The sequence below is a fragment of the Pseudomonas chlororaphis genome, assembly GCF_001921865.1.
GTDB lineage: Bacteria > Pseudomonadota > Gammaproteobacteria > Pseudomonadales > Pseudomonadaceae > Aquipseudomonas > Aquipseudomonas chlororaphis_D.
On record NZ_MSCT01000009.1, the window covers coordinates 235,028 to 255,322 of the forward strand.

17 protein-coding genes are annotated in these 20,295 nt (G+C 65.7%); 11 read left to right on the forward strand and 6 right to left on the reverse strand.

Translation table 11 applies throughout. The annotated features are described in order from the left end of the window. The first annotated feature begins 46 nt into the window (after window positions 1-46). On the forward strand, window positions 47-451 hold the full coding sequence (locus tag BTN82_RS11130; protein WP_075119169.1) for a response regulator: 405 nt from the start codon (window positions 47-49) through the stop codon (window positions 449-451). 89 nt (window positions 452-540) lie between these two features. Here BTN82_RS11130 and BTN82_RS11135 read toward each other — a convergent pair whose 3' ends face one another. After that, window positions 541-1,410 carry an oxaloacetate decarboxylase gene (locus BTN82_RS11135; RefSeq protein WP_075119170.1) on the reverse strand — a complete coding sequence of 290 codons (870 nt, stop codon included), beginning with the start codon at window positions 1,408-1,410 and terminating at the stop codon, window positions 541-543. 504 nt (window positions 1,411-1,914) lie between these two features. Here BTN82_RS11135 and BTN82_RS11140 point away from each other — a divergent pair. Then, window positions 1,915-2,454: a DUF4174 domain-containing protein gene (locus BTN82_RS11140; RefSeq protein ID WP_075119171.1), complete on the forward strand. Its 540-nt coding sequence runs from the start codon at window positions 1,915-1,917 to the stop codon at window positions 2,452-2,454. Between the two features lie 70 nt (window positions 2,455-2,524). Here BTN82_RS11140 and BTN82_RS11145 read toward each other — a convergent pair whose 3' ends face one another. Beyond that, complete coding sequence (locus BTN82_RS11145) at window positions 2,525-3,742, reverse strand: aspartate aminotransferase family protein (protein ID WP_075119172.1); 1,218 nt, start codon at window positions 3,740-3,742, stop codon at window positions 2,525-2,527. 100 nt (window positions 3,743-3,842) lie between these two features. Here BTN82_RS11145 and BTN82_RS11150 point away from each other — a divergent pair, with 100 nt between their 5' ends. Beyond that, complete coding sequence (locus BTN82_RS11150) at window positions 3,843-4,745, forward strand: LysR family transcriptional regulator (protein ID WP_075119173.1); 903 nt, start codon at window positions 3,843-3,845, stop codon at window positions 4,743-4,745. A 91-nt stretch (window positions 4,746-4,836) separates the two neighbouring features. On the opposite strand, the gene BTN82_RS11155 is transcribed toward BTN82_RS11150, so the two are convergent. Together BTN82_RS11155 and BTN82_RS11160 are read right to left on the reverse strand one after the other, a co-directional pair. Beyond that, on the reverse strand, window positions 4,837-6,669 hold the full coding sequence (locus BTN82_RS11155; RefSeq protein WP_075119174.1) for a flavin monoamine oxidase family protein: 1,833 nt from the start codon (window positions 6,667-6,669) through the stop codon (window positions 4,837-4,839). A 263-nt stretch (window positions 6,670-6,932) separates the two neighbouring features. Continuing rightward, the gene (locus BTN82_RS11160; protein WP_075119175.1) at window positions 6,933-7,304 is read right to left on the reverse strand and encodes a GFA family protein; all 372 of its coding nucleotides are present in this window, start codon (window positions 7,302-7,304) and stop codon (window positions 6,933-6,935) included. 289 nt (window positions 7,305-7,593) lie between these two features. Here BTN82_RS11160 and fae point away from each other — a divergent pair, with 289 nt between their 5' ends. The 4 genes from fae to BTN82_RS11180 all read left to right on the forward strand — a co-directional run bounded on the left by fae (window position 7,594) and on the right by BTN82_RS11180 (window position 12,142). Continuing rightward, window positions 7,594-8,106, forward strand: a complete 513-nt coding sequence (gene fae, locus BTN82_RS11165) for a formaldehyde-activating enzyme (RefSeq protein ID WP_075119176.1) — start codon at window positions 7,594-7,596, stop codon at window positions 8,104-8,106. Window positions 8,107-8,116: 10 nt separating this feature from the next. After that, on the forward strand, window positions 8,117-9,151 hold the full coding sequence (locus BTN82_RS11170; protein ID WP_075119177.1) for an aldo/keto reductase: 1,035 nt from the start codon (window positions 8,117-8,119) through the stop codon (window positions 9,149-9,151). After that, window positions 9,148-10,581 carry an NAD-dependent succinate-semialdehyde dehydrogenase gene (locus BTN82_RS11175; protein ID WP_075119178.1) on the forward strand — a complete coding sequence of 478 codons (1,434 nt, stop codon included), beginning with the start codon at window positions 9,148-9,150 and terminating at the stop codon, window positions 10,579-10,581. The genes BTN82_RS11170 and BTN82_RS11175 overlap by 4 nt, the downstream gene beginning before the upstream one ends. A gap of 181 nt (window positions 10,582-10,762) precedes the next feature. Next, complete coding sequence (locus BTN82_RS11180) at window positions 10,763-12,142, forward strand: MFS transporter (RefSeq protein WP_075119179.1); 1,380 nt, start codon at window positions 10,763-10,765, stop codon at window positions 12,140-12,142. A gap of 106 nt (window positions 12,143-12,248) precedes the next feature. Here the strand turns inward: BTN82_RS11180 and BTN82_RS11185 are convergent, their stop codons facing one another. Beyond that, window positions 12,249-13,124, reverse strand: a complete 876-nt coding sequence (locus BTN82_RS11185; protein WP_075119180.1) for a LysR substrate-binding domain-containing protein — start codon at window positions 13,122-13,124, stop codon at window positions 12,249-12,251. Between the two features lie 323 nt (window positions 13,125-13,447). Further along, window positions 13,448-14,626 (reverse strand): hypothetical protein, encoded by a 1,179-nt coding sequence (locus tag BTN82_RS11190; protein WP_075119181.1) that lies wholly within the window; start codon window positions 14,624-14,626, stop codon window positions 13,448-13,450. Window positions 14,627-14,820: 194 nt separating this feature from the next. Between BTN82_RS11190 and BTN82_RS11195 the strand changes: the two genes are divergently transcribed. From BTN82_RS11195 to BTN82_RS11210, 4 genes are all read left to right on the forward strand, one after another. Continuing rightward, window positions 14,821-15,753 carry a LysR substrate-binding domain-containing protein gene (locus BTN82_RS11195; protein WP_075119182.1) on the forward strand — a complete coding sequence of 311 codons (933 nt, stop codon included), beginning with the start codon at window positions 14,821-14,823 and terminating at the stop codon, window positions 15,751-15,753. Between the two features lie 376 nt (window positions 15,754-16,129). Then, window positions 16,130-17,554, forward strand: coding sequence for an aldehyde dehydrogenase (gene aldA / locus BTN82_RS11200; RefSeq protein ID WP_075119183.1), 1,425 nt, complete (start codon window positions 16,130-16,132; stop codon window positions 17,552-17,554). Window positions 17,555-17,695: 141 nt separating this feature from the next. Then, the gene (locus BTN82_RS11205) at window positions 17,696-19,006 is read left to right on the forward strand and encodes an MFS transporter (RefSeq protein ID WP_075119184.1); all 1,311 of its coding nucleotides are present in this window, start codon (window positions 17,696-17,698) and stop codon (window positions 19,004-19,006) included. A gap of 1 nt (window position 19,007) precedes the next feature. Then, complete coding sequence (locus BTN82_RS11210; RefSeq protein ID WP_075119185.1) at window positions 19,008-20,225, forward strand: mandelate racemase/muconate lactonizing enzyme family protein; 1,218 nt, start codon at window positions 19,008-19,010, stop codon at window positions 20,223-20,225. The last annotated feature ends 70 nt before the right edge of the window (window positions 20,226-20,295 follow it).

Consider the following 20,295-nt stretch of genomic DNA (forward strand, 5'->3'; position numbering starts at 1 on the left):
AGGCGCATTCGCGCCGGTCGTTCATGCCGTCAGGGAGTGTCATCCCATGTGCCCAACATTGCCCGGCAGGGCCAGCCCGCCTTGCCGCCTGATCCTGGTGGTCGAGGACGAGCCGACGATCCGGGAGTTCCTCTGCGAGATCCTGCAGGACGAGGGTTTCACCACCCAGGGCCTGCCCAGCGCGGACGAAGCGCTGGTGTTCATCGACCACCATCCGCAACAGGTGCGCCTGCTGCTGACCGATATCAGCATGCCGGGCACCTTGAACGGCGCCGGCCTGGCCAATCGGGTGCGCGAGCGCTGGCCGGGCATGCCGGTGCTGGTGATGTCCGGGTATGAGACGCCGCAGAGTTCCGGGATCTGCTACCCGGTGTCGTTCATCCGCAAACCCTGGACCATCGGGCAGATCCTCGACAGTGTCGACGATGCGTTGAAGGGGGCGGGAGGCTAGGCGTTGCTGCGGCCGGCCGGGAGGCGGCGGCTTTCGACCACCTTGGGCGCGGGGCCCAGGTGATCGCAAGGGGAGGGAGCGCTAGCGGCTTACTCCTTGACGCTCATGAACTCTTTGGCCCAGACGATGTACTCCTCGGGCTGGGTGTAGGTATGGGCCAGTTCGGTGGCGCTGAGGTCCGAGGCCTGGGTGAAGATCTGCCGCTGTTCGCGCAGGCAGTCGTAGGTGGCCTTGATCGCCGCGAAATACGCCGCGTGGCCGTCGACGATGATCTTCGCGCCCAGTTGGGCCAGGCGGGCGTCGTCGCGCAGCGCCGGGTTGCCGTAGGTCACCAGCATCAGCGGGACGCTGAGGTGCTCGGCAATCTGCTCCAGCTGCTCGAAATCCTTGATCCCGACCATGCAGATGCCGTCGGCGCCGGCGCGCTCGTACTGCTGGGTGCGGCTGATGATTTCCTGGATCGGCAGGATCGCCGCGTTGGTCCGGGCGATGATCGCCAGCTCCGGGTCGACCCGGGCTTCCAGCGCCGCGCGGATCTTGCCCACGCCTTCGGCGACCGAGATCAGGTCGGTGGACTTGCGGCCGAACTGGGCCGGCAGCAGGGTGTCTTCGATGGTCAGGGCGGCGACGCCGGCGCGCTCCAGCTCGACCACCGTACGCATCACGTTGAGGGCGTTGCCGTAGCCGTGGTCGGCGTCGGCGATCACCGGCAGCTGGGCGACGCGGCCGATGCGCGTAGCCTGCTCGGCGAATTCGCTCAGGGTGATCAGGGCGAAGTCAGGCGCGGCCAGCACCTGCAGCGAGGCGACGGAACCGCCGAGAATGCCCACTTCGAACCCCAGGTCGGCGGCGATCCGCGCCGACATCGGGTCGAACACCGAGGCGGTGTGAAAGCAGGAGTCTGAAGCGATCAGCTCGCGGAAACTACGGCGTAAATCTTGATGAGACAGCCTGGACATACGAACTCCCGGAAGGAGGTAAAAGAGATGCCGACGATAGCGTCGAGTCAAAAATGCAATCGGTTGTCCAGCACGCCTGTAAAGGAGGCGCGCTGCGAAAACCTGGGCAGATGAAGACGAAACAAGCAGGTATGAAACGGCGGGTGACGCCGCGCCGGGGCGTTAAGGCCAGGCGGGCGGTCTTGTTATGGCCGGGATGAAGGCTATCACGCCGTCGCGGCGGAAATGATGACGAATTCGTATGGCCCCATGCCGGAACGGCATGGGCCATGCCGGTTGGCGTGGGCGCCAGTACCGGCCGATCATGCCGAACCGGGCGTCCTGGCCGAGCTCGACGCTTGTCGCCGACGCGGGCGAACAGGTCGAAAACCCGCTTGCCGGGCGGTGGTTTGAGTGCCCAGGACCGCGGTACAGGTTCAATAAAATGTCAGAATTTGAGTCCGGCTCTGGACCTTTTCTCCCGATGCGCAATCATTAGGGCGTGGATACCCAAAGGAGAGACGCATGTTCATTCGGTCATTGACCCTCGCAACGCTGCTCGCTGTCGCCGGCCCCGCACTGGCGGCCGACAACGAAGGCCCACTGGCCCAGGACCAGGGCAAGTCGCGCCCGCTGGTCGTCATTGCACCCAGCTCCGTGGACCCGACGCTGGTGGCCCTGAAGAAGTCCCTCGACGAACCGGCCAACCGCCAGGCCTTTACCGACCGCAACATGGTGCTCTACACGGTGATCAATACCATCGGCCAGCGCGACGGCAAGGACCTGGACCCGCAATCGACCATGGCCTTGATCCGCAGCCTGAAGCTCGGCGCGGGGGCGCAGACCAAGGTGATCCTGGTGGGCAAGGACGGCGAGAAGAAACTCGAGCATTCCGGAACCATCGAGCTCAAGGAACTGTTCAGCACCGTCGACCAGTTGCCCAGCGCGGAAAAGGAAGCCGCCGCGCCGACACCGCCGCCGGTCTCCGAGGTCAAGGCCGCCCATGCCGGCAAGACCGCCAAACCGGGCAAACCCGCGGCACCGCCCAAACCGCTGGACGACTGATTCCCCTCATCGCGAGCCCGCCGCTCCTTGTAGGAGCGAGCTTGCTCGCGATAGCGTCCCCAAGCGCCACTCACGACACCGCCAATACCTTGTCCGCTTGCGCCTCGTCGACGGCGCTGCCTTGCAGCGTGCGGACCACGCCGCGCACGATCATTTCCACTTCCCGTTCATCGACGATCAGCGGCGGCAGCAGGCGAATGGTGCTGCCCCGGGTGACGTTGATCAGCAGGCCATGATCCCGCGCCGCCCTTAGCGCCAGGTCGCGTTGGGGGGCTTTGAGCTCGATGCCGATCATCAGCCCCAGGCCGCGCACCTGCAGGACCTGCGGGTGCCCGGCCAGCTCCACTTGCAGGCGTTGCAGCAGGCGTTCGCCCTGGCGCCGGGCGTTGGCCAGCAGGCCCTGTTCCTCGATGATGTCCAGCACGGTGCACGCCACCCGGCAGGCCAGCGGATTGCCGCCGAAGGTGCTGCCGTGGCTGCCCGGGGTGAACAGTTGCGCGGCCTTGCCCCGGGCCAGGCAGGCGCCGATGGGGATGCCGTTGCCCAGGCCCTTGGCCAGGGTCATCACGTCCGGAATCACGCCTTCGTGCTGGCAGGCGAACCACTGGCCGGTGCGGCCGAGGCCGGTCTGGATCTCGTCGAGCATCAGCAGCCAGTTGCGCCGGTTGCACAGTTCGCGCACGGCGGGCAGATAGCCGCGCGGGGCCAGCTGGATGCCGCTTTCGCCCTGGATCGGCTCCATCAGCACCGCGGCGATCCGCGCACCGTGGGCCCGGGCGGCCTGCTCCAGGGCCGCCAGGTCGCCGAAGGGCAGCTTGAGAAAATCCCCCGGCAATGTGCCGAGGCCCAGGCGCACGGCGGGCCCGTCGCTGGCCGCCAGGGTGCCCAGGGTGCGGCCGTGGAAGGCGTTCGCCATGACCACCACCAGCGGCTGTTCGATGCCTCGGCTCCAGCCGTGCAGCCGGGCCAGTTTGAGCGCGGTCTCGTTGGCTTCGGCGCCGGAGTTGTTGAAGAACGCGTTCTCCATGCCGGCCAGGCGCGTCAGCCGCTGCGCCAGTTGCCGTTGCCAGTCGATGGCGTAGAGGTTGGAGGTGTGCAGCAGCAGGCCGGCCTGCTCGCGGATCGCGGCCACCAGCCGCGGATGGGAATGGCCGACGCCGGTCACCGCCACCCCGGCCACCGCGTCCAGGTACTCGCGGCCGGCCTGGTCCCAGAGGCGGGTGCCCAGGCCGCGGGCGAAGCTCAGGGGCAGCGGTTGGTAGGTGTTCATCAGGCAGGCGGCGGTCATGGCGGGTAACTCCATCCAGGGGGTGTGCTGGCAGTATCGTTAGCCACCTGAGCTAGATAAACTCGTCCATTCTTTAATCATCTTGAAGTCAGGGTTGATAATGGATCTGTTCCAGGCGATGTCGGTGTACGTGAAAGTGGTGGAAGAGGGCAACATGACCGCCGCCGCCCGCGAGTGCGGGATGTCCACCACCATGGTCGGCAACCACTTGCGGGCGCTGGAGCAGCGCCTCGGCGTCAGCCTGCTCAGCCGCACCACCCGGCGCCAGCGCCTGACCGAGTTCGGCACCGAGTATTACCAGCGTTGCCTGGCGGTGCTGGGGCTGGTGGCGGATTCCGAGCGCATGGCCGAGCAGGTCCAGGGCGAGCCGTCCGGCACCTTGCGCATCACCGCGCCGCTGACCTTCGGCACCGAGCGGCTGGCCCCGGCGCTGAGCGAGTTCCGCCAGCGTTGTCCGCAGGTCAAGGTCGAGCTGACGCTGGCCAACCAACGCTTCGACCTGATCGACGGCGCCTTCGACGTGGCCTTTCGCCTGGGCAACCTGGACACCTCGTCACTGATCGCCCGCCCGCTGCAGGACTACAAGCTGACCATCTGCGCCGCGCCCGACTACCTGGAGCGCTGCGGTACGCCGCGGGTGCCCGAGGATTTGCAACGACACAATTGCCTGGCGTTCGCCTACCCGGCGGGTGACGAATGGAGTTCCACCGCCACCCAGTGGCCGCTGCACGGGCCCGAGGGCGATGTGCTGATTCCGGTGTCCGGTTCGCTGCTGACCAACACCTCGTCCGGCCTGCACCGTGCGGCGCGGGGTGGCCTGGGGGTGGTGATGATGCCGGATGCCCTGGTGGAGGAAGACTTGCAGCAGGGGCGGCTGGTGCCGTTGCTGCAGGACTATCAGTTGCCGTGGCGGGCGCTGCACCTGGTCTACGCCCAGGACCGTTATCGCCTGCCCAAGCTGCGCAGCTTCGTCGAGTTCGCCCTGGAGAAATGGGGGCGCTAGCCTGCGCCGAAGGGCGGCGTATGAGGGGGGGAAGCGAAGACCCCGCCGTGCCGCTGGGGCATCGGCGGGGTCGGGGTTCAGCGTCGTTCGGTCAACCCAGCTCGACCGGTTTCAGCCGGTGCCAGGACGCCACCGGCCCTGAGTTGCCCGGCAGGCTGCCGCCGCCGAAGCAGACCGCCAGCTTGTCCACGGCGTTGATCGCGGTGGTGACCGCGCCCTCGGCCCAACCGGCAGTCCAGGACACGTCGTCGCCGGCGAGGATGAAACGGTCGGGCTGGTTCGTATCGATGCCGCTCATGAACTGGGAGAAGATCCGCCGCTGGTATTCGTACTGGCCCGGCAGGTTCATCTTGAAGGCGCCCAGGTACAGCGGTTGATCCTCCCAGTTGTGTTCCACGAACGGGTCGACCGTGCTGTAGCGCTCGTTGAGGTCGATCCCCGGGTAGATGTTGTCCAGCAGGTTGGTGCAGAGCCCGACATGCTGCGGCAACGGCTCGGGGCGATCGCCGAGGAACTTCAGGGCGTCGTCGTTCCAGGTATAGGAGAGGAAGATCCCGCTGCCCTTGTACGTGCCCTTGCTGGCCGAGTAGTCGACCAGGTAGGTGCCGCGGGTCAGGCGGTCGGAGAGGGTGATGCTCATCTTGCGCTGTTCGTTGCCGGCCACCGGGTCGTTCCAGAACGGGCGCTGGGTGGCGGCGAAAATCTTCGCCGACTGCATGTAGTGGGTGTACATGATGGCTTCCCAGGTCTCGAGGGGCAGCAGGCTGTCCATGGCCGGGAGGTCTTGCGGATTGCCCGAGTAACGGAGCTTGTCGAGGATCCGGACGTGGGGGGTGTAGATGACGCTGGCGAAGTTGAACAGCAGTTCCTGGTCGGTCTTGGTGTCGGTGATGTGCACGCGGAAGGAGCCGTTCGGCTGGCGGACGATATGCCGCACTTCCTTGTGGAACGGGTCGGGGAATACTTCTCGCGACAGCGCTTCGACCGTGTTGCCTTCGCCCCAGTACTGCATGCTGTCGCCGAACGCTTTCGGCGGCGTCGACCAGAGCCGCTGCGGCAGGCTGGAGGAACCGTCGAACATCAGCTGGTGGTCGGCGTCCAGGCCGGTGTACAGCACGCGCAGCAGTTCGAGGATGCTGTTGGGGTAGTCGGTGTTCCAGCCGCCGGTGCCGAAGCCGATCTGCCCGAACAGGTCGATCTCGGCCTTGCTCCAGCCGGAGTTTTCCAGCAGTGCGGAATAGAAGCTGACATCGTCGCCGCTGGTGCCCTGGGCCGGCTTGAGGATGGCCTGCCACAGCTCTTTGATCCTCGGCTGGTTGATGGAGCCTTCGGTCATGGCCGCTTCCATGGCGGCGAAATCGTAGTGCTCCAGGAAACCGTCGAAGAACTGGTTTTCCAGCTCGACGTATTCCTGGGGTTTCGGAAAGGCCGGGTTGCCGTCGACTTCGTAATAGACCTTCTCGCCCTGGTAATCGACCACGGTGCTGATCGCCGCCGCGGTGCCCGGGTTGGGGAAGTCCGCCGAGTTTTCGGTCATGCCGACCTTGCGAAAGTAATGGAACAGCGCCTTGCCGGACACCGGGAAACGCATCGCGCCCAGTTCGCAGAGCACCTGTTTGTCCGGGGTGGCGGGGTCGCCCTGGAGCTTGGCGTAGAGCCGCCCGCCGATACGTTCCGAGGCTTCGACCACCACCGGGTGCAGGCCCATGCGCATGGCCTCGTAGGCGGCTACCAGGCCGGCGATGCCGGCGCCGACGATCAGCACCTTCTGCCCGTGGTTCGCCGCGTCGACCGAGCCCAGCGGGCGGCCCTGGCCGTGTTGCAGGTAGTTGGCGTAATGGAAGGGGAAGTCCGGAATCAGCGCGGTGACGTCCTTGTTCATGCGCAGCGGAGAGCGGTTGGTTCTTGAAGGAATCGCGGACATGGGGTTTCTCCTTGAAAGTCATTTCCATGTGTTTCGATGGCTCTATCTCGATAGTCGCCAGCGGTTCCAGCCTAGAACAGATTCGCCGCACCTGTCGGCTTGCGGCTTTTTTTGCCGCTGGGGAGGGGCTTGCGCAGGGGCCTGGCTCGATGGCGATGGAGCCCGTGGGATCGCCATCGCGAGCAAGCTCGCTCCTACAGAAGCGCACATGCCCCTGTAGGAGCGAGCTTGCTCGCGATAACGCTCCAGCGGCAGGCCGCCCTTCAGGGGTTGCCCTGGCACCAGCCCGGACGGGTGTCGGCGTAGGCGTGATGGCCGGGTTTCAACAGTTCCTGGTCGTTGTCGTCGAAGCCGCCCAGCAGCAGGGCGACGGTCGGTTCGTCGTCGATCGCCCCCAACGAGCTGCCGCACTGCGCGCAGAACGTGCGGCTGGAGTAGTCGGACGAACGAAAGGTCGCCGGCGTACCGTTCCAGGTCACCCGCTCGCGGGGGAATTCGACCCAGGTCGCGGTGAGCGCGCCGGTGTGGCGCTGGCACAGCTTGCACGAACAGTGGTGGGGATTCTGCGCCGGCCCCAGGGCCGCGAAACGGACTTGCCCGCACAGGCAGCCGCCGTGGTAGACCAATGGATTCATTGCCTGCTCCTCGAGCGTTCGGAGTACCGCGCAAGGGTATTACCTAATCTCATGGCCCCATGATTTTTAATGGTTACAGGCCGCTACAAGGCCGGTGATACAACAGCGCAAACACCAGCTCAACCACAACAACAAAGAGCGTTTGCCCCATGACCCAGCCTCTGTGCCCAGTCTTCGCCGGCCCCGTGCCGCGCTCTTGGAACCCCTTTCGTTGCCGCGCCCCGATCGACCCGGGCGTGCGCCGCTGATCGTCTCAACCCCTCCCTCTGCGTCCCAAGAGTAATGACCCATGAAAGAACTCGACCTCTATATCGGTGAAGGTTTCGAAGGCCCGGGCGTGAACGCCGCGCACATCAATATCCTTATCGGCCCGCGCAACGGTCCGGCCGGCCAGGCCTTCGCCAACAGCCTGGCGTCGCCCAGCCAGGGCCATTGCCCGTTCATGGTGATCGCCCAGCCGAACATCCCGGTCAAGCCGATGACCCTCTACGTCAACAAGGCGGCGATCGGCAGCGAGCTGCACGGCAACGCCACCTGGGGCGCGTCCCAGGCCGGCATCGCCAAGGCCGTGCTCGAAGCGCTGCTCGACGGCACCCTGCCCAAGGAAGCCGAGGACGAGTGGGCGATCGTCACCGCCAACTGGGTCAACCCGGCCTGCGACGACCTGGATGCGGTCTACCTGAACAACTACAACGCCTGCCGCACGGCGATCCGCGCGGCCCTGGCCGGCAAGCCGGAAAACGCGCAGCTCAAGGATGTGGCCAGCCACATCAGCAACCCTTTCTACACGCCCAAGGCCTGAGGTCCGCGCCATGCAATACATTCGTTTGGGCCACTCCGGCCTGGAAGTCTCCCGCCTGTGCCTGGGCACCATGAACATGGGCACCCCGGACTGGAAACCCTGGATCTTCAACGAGCAGCAGAGCGAGCCGATCGTCCGTCATGCCCTGGACCACGGGGTGAATTTCATCGACCTGGCGGACTTCTATTCCGCCGGCGTCGGCGAGGAAGTGGTGGGGCGCATCGTCAAGCGCCTGGCCCGTCGCGAAGACCTGGTGATCACCACCAAGGTCGGCTACGGCACCCGCGGCGGCATCAACGCCAGCGGCCATTCGCGCAAGCACATCCTCGACAGCATCGACGCCTCGCTGAAACGCCTGGACATGGATTACGTCGACGTCTTCATGCTGCATTACTTCGACCTGAACACACCGGTGGAAGAAACCATGAGCGCCATGAACGACATCGTGCGTTCCGGCAAGGCGCGCTATATCGGCGTCTCGACCATGCTCGCCGGCCAGCTGGCGAAGATTCTCATGGCCTGCGAGCGCAACGGCTGGGTCAAGCCGATCAACATGCAGCTGCAACTGAACTGCGCGTACCGCGAGGAAGAGCGCGAGATGCTGCCGTTCTGTCGCGACCAGGGCCTGGGCGTCTCGGTGTTCAGCCCGCTGGCCCGCGGCCTGCTCACCGGCGACGCGCAGTCGACCCGCAACCAGACCGACTTCTTCACCCAGCAGATGTACAGCGACCAAGCCTCGTTCGAGATCGCCCATTCGGTACAGCGCGTGGCCCGGGCCCGCGGCGTGTCCAACGCGCAGATCGCCCAGGCCTGGGTGCTCAACCACCCCGGCGTGGACTGCATGCTGGTGGGCGCCGACACCACCGAGCAGTTCGACAGCGCCCTGGCGGCCCTGGAGATGCGCCTGGATGCCGAGGAGCTGCACGAACTGGAACGCAACTACACGCCGTGCGATGTGATCAACGACTACACCGCGGGCAAACGTATCCTGCGCGATGCCCGCCCGGCCCTTGAACGTTTCACCTTGAGCGAGGCCGTGGCATGAGCGCGCTGATCCGTAACGGCAACTACATCGACGGCCAATGGTCCAGCGGCGGCCCCGTCTACCCGGTGCTGAACCCAGCCAGCGGCGAGCTGGTCGCCGAGGTGCAAAAGGCTGGTGCCGAGGAAACCGAACGGGCCATCGCCGCGGCCAATCGCGCCTTGCCGGCCTGGCGCGGCCTGACCGCCAAGGAGCGCAGCCAGCGCCTGAAACGCTGGAGCGAACTGATGCTGGGCAACCAGCGCGAGCTGGCCACTTTGCTCAGCCGCGAGCAGGGCAAGCCGCTGGCCGAGGCCATGGGCGAGGTGGTGTACGCGGCGAGTTTTCTCGAATGGTTCGGCGAAGAGGCCAAGCGTGCCTATGGCGATGTGATCCCCAGCCACAAGGCCGATGCGCGGATCATCGTGACCAAGGAGGCCATAGGCGTAGTCGCGGCGATCACCCCGTGGAACTTCCCCCTGGCCATGGTCACGCGCAAGGTCGGCCCGGCCCTGGCCGCCGGTTGCACGATGATCCTCAAGCCTTCGGAAGAGACGCCGTTGTCGGCCTTTGCCCTGGCGGTGCTGGCCGAGCAGGCGGGGATTCCGGCCGGGGTGTTCAACATCGTGTCCGGCGACGCGCCGGCCATCGGCGGCGCGCTGCAAGCCTCGAGCGTGGTGCGCAAGCTGTCGTTCACCGGCTCGACCCGCACCGGCAAGCTGCTGATGCGCCAGGCCGCCGACACCCTGAAAAAAGTCTCGCTGGAACTGGGCGGCAACGCGCCTTTCATCGTCTTCGACGACGCCGACCTGGACGCCGCGGTGAAGGGCGCCATGGCCTCGAAATTCCGCAACACCGGGCAGACCTGCGTCTGCGTGAACCGCTTCTTTATCCAGGACGGCGTCTACGAGGCCTTCACCGGCAAGCTGGCCGAGGCGGTGGCGGCGATGCGCGTCGGCAGCGCCCTGGACGGCGAGACCGAGCAAGGCCCGCTGATCAATGCCGCGGCCCTGGCCAAGGTCGAGCTGCACGTCGGCGATGCCCTGGAGAAGGGCGCGACGTTGCTGTGCGGCGGCCGGCGCCATGCCCTGGGCGGCACCTTCTACGAGCCGACCATCCTTGCCGAGGCCAGCAGCGACATGCTGATCGCCCAGGAAGAAACCTTCGGCCCGGTGGCCGCGTGTTTGCGCTTCAAGGACGAAGCCGAGGTGCTGCAACGGGCCAACGACACGCCGTTCGGCCTGTCGGCCTACTTCTACAGCCGCGACATCGGCCGCGTCTGGCGCATGGCCGAAGGCCTGGAAGCGGGCATGGTCGGGATCAACGAAGGGATCATTTCCACCGAGGTCGCGCCGTTCGGCGGCATCAAGGAATCGGGCCTGGGCCGCGAAGGCTCGAAGTACGGCCTGGATGACTACCTGGAGATCAAATACCTGCTGATGGGCGGGCTCTGACACACCGCCTTTTCTGTAGGAGCGAAGCTTGCTCGCGATGAACGCAAGAGCGCCGCAGTTCTTCAGGTGCTCCACGTTATCGTTGACGATTTATCGCGAGCAATCGAGCGTCGACCGGCTGCTCCTACAGGATGGGCGCCCGGTTTCATCTCTCTTTCAAGAACAATAATCGGAGACGAACATGACCACCCAATCCGTCAAGATCGACGACCTGCCCATCGGCCGGTTTCACTTGAAGATCGCCGGCCTGACCTTCGGCGCGCATTTCACCGACGGCTATATCCTCGGCCTGATCGGCATCGCCTTCACCCTGCTCAGCCCGCAGATGCAGCTCGATGCGTTCTGGCAGGGGCTGATCGGCGCCTCGGCGCTGATCGGGCTGTTTCTCGGCAGCCTGTTCTTCGGCTGGATTTCCGACCGCCTGGGGCGGCAGAAAATCTTCCTGATCAGCTTCGTGCTGATCACCCTGGCCTCGGTCATGCAGTTCTACGTGCAGAGCGCCATGGCCTTGCTGTTGTGCCGGATCCTGATCGGCATCGGCCTGGGCGGCGATTTCAGCGTCGGCCACGCGATGCTCGCCGAGTTCGCGCCGAAGAAGCACCGCGGCGTGCTGCTCGGTTCGTTCAGCGTGATCTGGACCTTCGGCTATGTGGCGGCGACCTTTGTCGGCACCGCCATGCTCGGCCTGGGCGACGACGCCTGGCGCTGGATGCTGGCCTCGTCGGCGATCCCCGCCGGGCTGATCCTGATCGCCCGCATCGGCACCCCCGAGTCGCCGCGCTGGCTGGTCAACCAGGGCCGGGTCGCCGAGGCCCGGGCGGTGGTCAAGAAGTACCTGGGGGCCAACGTGGTGCTGGACGAGGAGCCGTCCGGCGACAACCGTTCCGGCTACGCGGTGCTGTTCAGCCGCGAGTACCGCAAGCGCACGGCGTTCAACTGCCTGTTCTTCGTCTGCATCGTCATGCCGTACTTCGCCATCTACACCTTCCTGCCGTCGATCCTGCAGAAAATGGGCCTGGCTGAAGGCTTCGGCACCGAGCTGATGCTCAACCTGCTGTTGATCCTCGGCGCGCTGATCGGCATCTGGTGCACGGTGAAGTTTTCCCGCCGCGGTTTCCTGATCAACTCGTTCGTCATCCTGGCGGTGGCGCTGTTCCTGCTGGCGGTGTTGCCGGGCAGCGCGGCCTGGCTGATGGTCCTGGTGTTCGGGCTGTTCACCCTGGTGCTGTCGGCGGTGAGCAACCTGGTGGGGGTGTTCCCGGCCGAGAGTTTCCCCACCGAGGTGCGCGCCAGCGGTATCGGCCTGGCCACCGCGGTCAGCCGGCTCGGCTCGGCCATCAGTACCTTCCTGCTGCCGGTCAGCGTGGCCGGGATCGGCCTCAGCCCGACCATGGGCATCCTCGCCGCGATCCTCGCGCTGGGGGCGTTGATCTCCTGGGCCTGGGCCCCGGAAACCAAGGCCTTGACCCTGAGCCAGGCGTGCAAGGTGCAGGGCTTGAAAGAGGGGGCTGAAGAGGGCGCCGCGGCGTCGGTGACGCGCAAGGTCGCGGCGTCGATCTAAGCCGGGAGCTGCGCTCCCATCGCGAGCAAGCTCGCTCCTACAGAAGCGCGCAGGCCCCTGTAGGAGCGAGCTTGCTCGCGATAGCGCCCGTGGTGCCAACCACGCGCTACGGGTTGCTCACCTGCCGCAACCAGTCGGTGAACAGCCGCACCTTCGACAGGCCCTGCTTGTCGTTGGCCACGTCCAGCCAGTAGCCGTAGGGGCCGAGCACTTCCACCGGGGTGATCGGCAGCAGGCTGCCGTTGGCCAGTTCGCGCTCGATCATCTGCCGGTCGATCACCGCCAGGCCGCCGCCGGCCAGGGCGGTATGGATCACCTGGTCCAGGGTGCTGAATTCCAGGCCCTGGCTCGCGTCCACGTCGTCGCGGCCCATGGCCGCCAGCCAGTTCTCCCAGACCTTCAGGCGCTTGCCGTCGTGCAGGATATGCAGCAGTGGAAAACGCCGCAGGTCTGGCGCCTGGCCGTCGACGAACAGCTCCGGGCTGGCCACGGCGATATGCCGCTCCATCACCAGCAACTGGCTCGAACAATGGCCGGCCGGCTCCAGGCCGAAGCGCACCTGGCAGTCGACTTCGGCCAGGCTGTCGTGGCTGTTCTGGTGGGTCACGCTGAGGTTGAGGTCCGGGTAGCGCTGGCAGAAGTGCCGCAACTGCGCCGACAGCCAGCGGGTGGCCCAGGTCGGCGGCGCGACGATGCGCAGGCGCTGGCGCAGGTTGGGCACGCGCACCGCCTCCAGGGCCTGCTCGATATGGTCGAAGGCCGCCCCCAGTTGCGGCGACAGCGCCGTGCCGGCTTCGGTCAGCGCCAGACCGCGCGGGGTCCGCACGAAGAGGGCGAGGCCCAGGTAGTCTTCCAGTTGCTTGATCTGGCGGCTGACGGCGCCCTGGGTCACGTTCAGGCCCAGGGCCGCCTGGCTGAAACTGCGATGCCGGGCGACTTCCTCGAAGACGCGCAGCATATTCAGGGCGGGCAGTTGACGCATGAGAGGATGACTCCGCTGCGCCGGTGTCAGCGGTCTTTGCAGGCAAAGAGCCAGGGACAGGGGAGCAGATTTATTGTTGTTTTTGGATCATGAATCCGGGTCCGTCAATCTGACGCCTTGGGCCTTGGGCCTGCAAGTGTTTGCGCGGATAAAACGCGACCGCCGGCAGGGCGCCGAGCGGCTTGGGCAGGAGCGAACTGGTTCGCCGGGTGGACCGCGTTGCCTTGATCGCCAGCCAGCTGGCTCCTACCGGGCAGCGGTGAGCGGCTCTTTGTAGGAGCGAGCTTGCTCGCGATGGCGGCCCCAAGACCGCCCGAGGCAGATCAGAAGTAATACCCGATATTCACGTACAACTGGTTTTCCCACTGGTCGCTGCCACCGGCGCCCAGGCTCTGGGTGTAGCTGCTGCCGCCGATGTAGGGGTCGTTCTTGCCGATCAGCCATTCGCTGGCGATCCACAGTTTGCTCAGGGAGAACGAGCTGCCGAGGATCAGCCGCTGCGAGGTCTTGAACGCCTCGGCGGATTTGTCGAAGGCGCTGTAGTTGGCGTACAGCTTGATGCCGCTGAGCTGGTCGAACAGGTATTTGCCGGCGACGTCGTAGCTCAGGTCGGCGACGTAGAGGTTGCCGCGGCTGGCGACGTTGTAGGTGCCGTCGTAGCCGCCGAGGGTCACCACTTCGTCGCTGCCGGCGTTGCGCGGCGACATCTGCTGGCGCGCCGCCTGCAACTGCACGCCCCACGGGCCGTTCTTGCCCAGGTAGTGCACGGCCACGGCATTGCGCCGGCCGTCGTGGTCGGTGTCCTTGTTCTCCAGGGTCGAGGTCAGGCCGGAGATCCCCACCTCGGATTTCCACGGCCCCAGGTCCAGGGCCTTGGCCAGCCGCAGCACCACGGTGTTGCGTTCCTGGTTGTCGCTGCCGTCGGCCACGTAGCTGTCGGCCCCGGACACCACGCTGGAGTAGGTCACGCCCTTGCTGGTGCCTTTGCCCTGCCACGCCGGGCGCAGGTAATAGCCGGCCTGCAAGTTCCAGTCGCCGTGTTGCTGGATGTATTTGGCGCCGACCTGCTGCACGTCTTCCAGGCCGATGACGTTGCCCAGGGTTTCGTAGAAGGTGCTGCCGAAGTACGGCTGCAAGCCGAACGGCACCGTGTTCAGGCCCACCTGGACCTGGCGTTCGGGGCTGAACTTGTAGCCCAGCCAGGCGAACTTGGCGAACTGGATATCGCCGTAGTCCTGGGTGTACTGGTAGGGGTAGGAGCGTCCGTAGAAGCGGTATTGGGCTTCGCCTATCCAGGTGTCGGAGTTGTACTTGGCGCTGAGGAACACCGTGTCCAGGCCGAACTTCTGGATGTCGCGGTCCGGGTCGTAGTCCCAGCGCGCGCGAACCGCGCCGCCGAGGTCGAGGTTATCGGTGACCTGGATCGCCATGGCCGGCGCGGCGAGGGTGGACAGGGACAGCAGGCAGACGGATGGCAGGCGCAACGAAGCGATGCGGGGCATGGGGCGGCTCTCGTTTATTGTTATGTGAGATGCCGGCAGTCTTGCCAGCGCGCGCCGGATCGACAAACGATTATTTGGTCGGGCAAACCTTCCTCAAATGCAGGTTACTCGTTGAAAAAGTTGCTGTGCCTGTAGAAGCGGCGCCAGCGGCCGTGGGATGCTTGGCGCCTCGTCAGCTGTTCTCGAGTCCCGCCATGAAACGCAGAATGCCCGGCCTCAATGCCCTCAAAGCCTTCGAGGTCGCCGGGAGCACCGGCAGCTTCACCCGCGCCGCCGAACTGCTCAACGTCACCCAGAGCGCGGTCAGCCGCCAGGTGCGCCAGCTCGAGGAGCAGCTGGGCGAAAGTTTGCTGGAGCGCCGCCACCATCACCTGGAACTGACCAGCGCCGGCCGGGTGCTGCTGCGGGCGTTGCACCAGTCGTTCGACAAGATCGAGCTGACGGTGCGCAGCATCCAGCAGAAGTCCCACGCCAACCGCCTGCACCTCAACGCGCCGCCGACCTTCACCCGCCGTTGGCTGATGCCGCGCCTGGGGCGCCTGCGCGAACAGCACCCGGAGCTGGAACTGAGCATCACCACGCGCTTGCAGGACAGCCTGGCGCAAACCGGCACCCTGGACTGCGCCATCCGTTTCGGCAACGGCGAGTGGGATGGGCTGGACAGCTCGCTGCTGTTCCAGGAGCGGCATATCGCGGTCTGCGCGCCGTCGCTGTATGCCCGCGAGTCGAGCGAGCACGGCATCGACCTGAACCGCATGACCCTGCTGCATGTGCTGGCCAGCGAAGACCAGCGCTACCTGACCTGGAAACACTGGCTGGACGCGGCGCGCATCAGCGGCGTCGACACCCAGGGCGGCTACGAATTCGACCTGCTGGACCTGGCGATCCGCGCGGCCACCGACGGCCTGGGCATCACCATCGCCGACTGGCACATGGTGGCCCGGGAACTGGCCAGCGGGCAGTTGACCCAGGTGCTCAACGTGCACGTGGAAGGGCACCAGTCCTATTGGCTGGTGACCCGCCCGGAACAGACCCAGGCGCCGCAGTTGCAGGTGTTCGGCCAGTGGTTGCAGGAAGAGATCTGGCTGGCGCAACGCCAGTTGGAGCCGTCTACCGCGGCGATTTGAGGCTTATCGCCCCTGTAGGCGCGAGCTCGCTCGCGATGCCGGCGCCGCCCGGCTAGCAGGAACCCCTACCGTGACTAACATGCGTTTTTCGCACGTTTGTCCGCGCAATTAATCGTTTGTCGTCCTCGCGGCGGATGGCAAGACTGCTGGCACTCACATAACAACAACCTTGAGTGCCACGCCATGCCATCCCTGGCCGCCGTCGATCGTTTCTGCGCACTAATTCCGCCACCGCCAGGCCTGGGCGCTGCCCGCCGCGGGCGTTCGTCGGCGCGTTCGACCCGGTCCGCCAACGCACTCCAGACTCTTTAACAGGGGCGGCCCGGATCGCCTCCGGGCCGCTCGGCCATTCATGCAACGACGATGGGCAACTGCCATGCGACTCGAGCGAAATTTTGTTAACGGGCACTTTATCGAACCGGCCAGCCCGGCCCTGATCGCGGTCCATGACCCGGCCAGCGAAGCCTTGATCGGCCAGGTCAGCGCCGCCACCGCCGAGGAGGCCATCGCCGCCGTCGACGCCGCCGCCCAGGCGCAGAAAACCTGGGGCAAACTCACCAGCATCGAGCGCGCCGAGCACCTGCGGGCCTTCGCCGATGCCTTGGAAGCACGGGCAGAGTCGATCGGCGCGGCGTTGGCCGCCGAGTCCGGCAAGAGCCTGGGCGACGCCAGTAACGAAGCCCGTTACGCGGCGCAGATCACCCGCTACCACGCCGAGTGGGCGCGGCGTATCGAAGGCGAGATCATCCCCAGCGACAGCCCGGACGAAAACCTGTTCCTGCACCGAGAGCCGATCGGCGTGGTGGCCTGCCTGATCCCGTTCAACTACCCGGTCTACACCCTGCTGCGCAAGGTCGCCCCGGCGCTGATCGCCGGCAATACCGTGGTCGTGCGGCCGAGCAACAACACCCCGACCTCGGCCTTCGAGATTGCCCGGGCGGCGCAACAGGCCGGCCTGCCGGCGGGCGTGCTGAACATCCTGACCATGGACCACGCCACCGCCGCCAGCGTCTGCACCCACCAGGCGGTGGGGCTGATCACCCTGACCGGCAGCGTCAACGCCGGGCGCATCGTGCTCGATTACTGCAAGGCCAATATCGCCAAGCCGTCCCTGGAACTGGGCGGCAAGACCCCGGCGATCGTCGAGGCCGATGCCGACCTGGAAAAGGCCGCCAGCGATATCGTCGCTTCCAAGACCACCCACTGCGGCCAGCTGTGCACGGCGGTGGAGCGGGTCTATGTGCACGCCAGCGTGCACGAGCGCTTCCTGGCGCTGCTCAAGGCGAAGATCGCCGCGGTGCGCTTCGGCGACCGCGCCGGCGACGCGAGCCTGATGGGCCCGCTGGTCAACGCCGCGGCGCAGCAGAACATCCACGCCATGGTGCAGCGCGCGGTCGCCGCCGGCGCGGTCCTGGAAACCGGCGGCGTGCTGCCCGAGGGGCCGGGGCATTTCTACCCGCCGACCCTGCTCAGCGGCTGCCGCCAGGACATGGAAATCGTCCAGGAGGAAATCTTCGGCCCGGTGTTGCCGGTGCTGCAGTACCGCGACATCGACGAGGCGCTGGCCCTGGCCAACGACCATCAGTTCGGCCTGTCGTCGGTGCTCTACAGCGAGAGCTACCGCACCGCGATGAAGGTCGCCAATGCCATCGAGGCCGGCGAGCTGTACGTCAATCGCACCCCGGCCGACCCGTACCAGGGTTATCACGCCGGCTGGAAGCGTTCGGGCCTGGGCGGCGACGACGGCAAGCACGGCATGCTCGAGTTCACCCAGACCCGATTGGTGGTGATGAAGTACTGAAAACAGCTCCAAGCTCCAAGCTTCAAGCGGCAAGCAAAGGCGCCTCGGTCATTCTTGCCGCTTGTAGCTTGCCGCTGCTCCTCCTCCTATAAAAACAATTATCAGGGCGCCCGGAATACCGGGTGGCCCGAGGTCTCGTCCATGTCCAAGCACGCTGCCGCTGTCCAGGGTTCCACCTCGCTTGCCGACGGCAAGAGCGACAAGGGAAGTCGCTATTTCCAACTGATGCTGCTGGTCCTGGCGGCCGGGGCGATCTACCCGATCCTCTACCTGCGCCAGGTCTACCAGACCACCATGCTCGAGGTGTTCCAGATCAGCCACAGCGAGCTGGGCTACCTGTATTCCATGCTCGGTACGATCTTCCTGCTCAGCTACCTGCCCAGCGGCTGGCTGGCGGACCGCATCGCGCCGCGCTTCCTGATTTTCTTCTCGCTGGTGGCCACCGGCGTCCTCGGCCTGTGGTACTCCACCGCGCCGTCCATGAGCGGCCTGATGGTCATCTTCGGTTGCTGGGGCCTGACCACCGGCCTGACCTTCTGGGCCTCGGTGCTCAAGCGCGTGAAGATGATCGCCCATCACACTGAGCAGGGACGGTTCTTCGGCATCCTCGACGGCGGGCGCGGCCTGGTCGAGGCGCTGCTGGCGACGGTTGCGCTGGCGTTGTTCGCCTTTGCCACCGAAACCCGCGGCGAGTCCACCGCCGAAGGCTTCCGTCACGTGGTCTATCTCTACGCCTTCACCTGTATCGCCATCGGCTGCGTGCTGGTGCTGATCAAGGACCCGAAGTCGATGGAGGACACGCCGCCGGTGGAGAAGGGCAAGTTCAACCTGCTCACGGATCTGGCGACGCTGGTGAAGATTCCCGAGCTGTGGCTGGTCACCGCGATCGTGTTTTGCGGCTACCACATCTTCTGGGCCACCTACAGCTTCTCCGACTACCTGCAAGGCAGCGGCCTGACCGCCGTCATGGCCGGCACCATCACCACCATCAAGTTGTGGATGCGCCCCATCGGCGGCATCGGTGGCGGCTGGTTGGGGGACAAGTTCTCGAACATCTCGGTGCTGATCGTCGCGCTGTTGCTGGCAAGCCTGGCGATTGTCGGCCTGATCGTCTTCCCGGCGCTCAACAGCATGGGGCTGCTGATTGCCACGGTGATTTTCATTGGCCTGATGACCTACGCGATTCGCGGTCTGTACTGGGCGATCCTCGACACCTGCGACATCCCGCTGCGCATCACGGGCCTGGCCATCGGCATCGTCTCGGTGGTCGGCTACATGCCGGATGCGTTTATTCCGTTGATCAACGGCTACCTCACCGAACATTTCCCCGGGGCCCTCGGCTACAAGCTCTACTTCGGCTATATCGCCTCCATCGGTCTGATCGGCACCCTGGCCGCCGTGGTCCTGCGTGCCCGAATCAATCGCACATCCTCGAAGACAACTGGTGCCTGACATGAAAATCATTGCCCTGGAAACCCATATCGTCGCCGTACCACCGCCGCATATCGGCGGCATGTACTGGCTGTTCGTCAAGCTCAGGACCGCCTGCGGCATCGAGGGCGTCGGCGAGATCTACGCCGCCACCTTCGGCCCCAAGGCCATGCTGCCGATCATCGAGGACGTGTTCGAGCGCTACCTGCTGGACCAGGACCCGCACCACATCGAGCGCTTCTTCCGCCAGGCCTACTCCAGCGGTTTCACCCAGCGCCCCGACCTGACCATGATGGGCGTGGTCAGCGGCCTGGAGATGGCCTGCTGGGACATCATCGGCAAGGCGGCGAACAAGCCGGTCTACGAGTTGCTGGGGGGCAAGGTCCACGAACGGCTGCGTTCCTACACCTACCTGTACCCGAAGGGCAGCGACGGCGAATACAACTACGACGACCCGGACCTGGCCGCCGAATGCGCGGTGGAGAACATGAACAAGGGCTTCACCGCCCTCAAGTTCGACCCGGCCGGGCCTTACACCGCTTATTCGGGGCACCAGGTTTCCCTGGAAGTGCTGGAGCGCTGCGAAACCTTCTGCCGCAAGATCCGCGAAGCGGTGGGCAATAAATGCGACCTGCTGTTCGGCACCCACGGGCAGATGGTGCCGTCCTCGGCCATTCGCCTGGCCAAGCGCCTGGAAAAATACGACCCGCTGTGGTTCGAGGAACCGGTGCCGCCGGGCCAGGAAGAGGCCATGGCGCAAGTGGCGGCCAAGACCAGCATTCCGATCGCCACCGGCGAGCGCCTGACCACCAAGTACGAGTTCTTCAAGCTGCTGCAGGCCGGCGGCGCGTCGATCCTGCAGATGAACGTGGCGCGCTGCGGCGGCCTGCTGGAGGCCAAGAAGATCGCCAGCATGGCCGAGGCCTACTACGCGCAGATCGCCCCGCACCTGTACAACGGGCCGATCGGCGCCGCGGCGAGCTTCCAGCTGGCCACCTGCACGCCGAATTTCTTGATCCAGGAAAGCATCGAGACCTGGGGCGGTTTCCACGCCGAAGTACTGACCAAGCCCCTGCAATGGGAGGACGGCTACATCATCCCGTCCTCCGAACCGGGCCTGGGGGTGGAGCTGAACATGGACGTGGTGCGCCGGCATTCGCCGTACACCGGCGCGCGCCTGCACCTGCAAATGGCCGCGACCCCGGCCGACGTGAAAGACACGTCGCCGGCCAAGGGCTGATGAGTTCCCGCCTGGCGACAGGCGGGGCATGGGCCGCCGCGGGCGGCGGCCTTCAATACGACTGACGCGG

Excerpts from the sequence above, each read along its gene's own strand:
- BTN82_RS11130 (WP_075119169.1), top strand. The coding sequence starts at position 47 with ATGTGCCCAACATTGCCCGGCAGGGCCAGCCCGCCTTGCCGCCTGATC.
- BTN82_RS11135 (WP_075119170.1), bottom strand. The coding sequence starts at position 1,410 with ATGTCCAGGCTGTCTCATCAAGATTTACGCCGTAGTTTCCGCGAGCTG.
- BTN82_RS11140 (WP_075119171.1), top strand. The coding sequence starts at position 1,915 with ATGTTCATTCGGTCATTGACCCTCGCAACGCTGCTCGCTGTCGCCGGC.
- BTN82_RS11145 (WP_075119172.1), bottom strand. The coding sequence starts at position 3,742 with ATGACCGCCGCCTGCCTGATGAACACCTACCAACCGCTGCCCCTGAGC.
- BTN82_RS11150 (WP_075119173.1), top strand. The coding sequence starts at position 3,843 with ATGGATCTGTTCCAGGCGATGTCGGTGTACGTGAAAGTGGTGGAAGAG.
- BTN82_RS11155 (WP_075119174.1), bottom strand. The coding sequence starts at position 6,669 with ATGTCCGCGATTCCTTCAAGAACCAACCGCTCTCCGCTGCGCATGAAC.
- BTN82_RS11160 (WP_075119175.1), bottom strand. The coding sequence starts at position 7,304 with ATGAATCCATTGGTCTACCACGGCGGCTGCCTGTGCGGGCAAGTCCGT.
- fae (WP_075119176.1), top strand. The coding sequence starts at position 7,594 with ATGAAAGAACTCGACCTCTATATCGGTGAAGGTTTCGAAGGCCCGGGC.
- BTN82_RS11170 (WP_075119177.1), top strand. The coding sequence starts at position 8,117 with ATGCAATACATTCGTTTGGGCCACTCCGGCCTGGAAGTCTCCCGCCTG.
- BTN82_RS11175 (WP_075119178.1), top strand. The coding sequence starts at position 9,148 with ATGAGCGCGCTGATCCGTAACGGCAACTACATCGACGGCCAATGGTCC.
- BTN82_RS11180 (WP_075119179.1), top strand. The coding sequence starts at position 10,763 with ATGACCACCCAATCCGTCAAGATCGACGACCTGCCCATCGGCCGGTTT.
- BTN82_RS11185 (WP_075119180.1), bottom strand. The coding sequence starts at position 13,124 with ATGCGTCAACTGCCCGCCCTGAATATGCTGCGCGTCTTCGAGGAAGTC.
- BTN82_RS11190 (WP_075119181.1), bottom strand. The coding sequence starts at position 14,626 with ATGCCCCGCATCGCTTCGTTGCGCCTGCCATCCGTCTGCCTGCTGTCC.
- BTN82_RS11195 (WP_075119182.1), top strand. The coding sequence starts at position 14,821 with ATGAAACGCAGAATGCCCGGCCTCAATGCCCTCAAAGCCTTCGAGGTC.
- aldA (WP_075119183.1), top strand. The coding sequence starts at position 16,130 with ATGCGACTCGAGCGAAATTTTGTTAACGGGCACTTTATCGAACCGGCC.
- BTN82_RS11205 (WP_075119184.1), top strand. The coding sequence starts at position 17,696 with ATGTCCAAGCACGCTGCCGCTGTCCAGGGTTCCACCTCGCTTGCCGAC.
- BTN82_RS11210 (WP_075119185.1), top strand. The coding sequence starts at position 19,008 with ATGAAAATCATTGCCCTGGAAACCCATATCGTCGCCGTACCACCGCCG.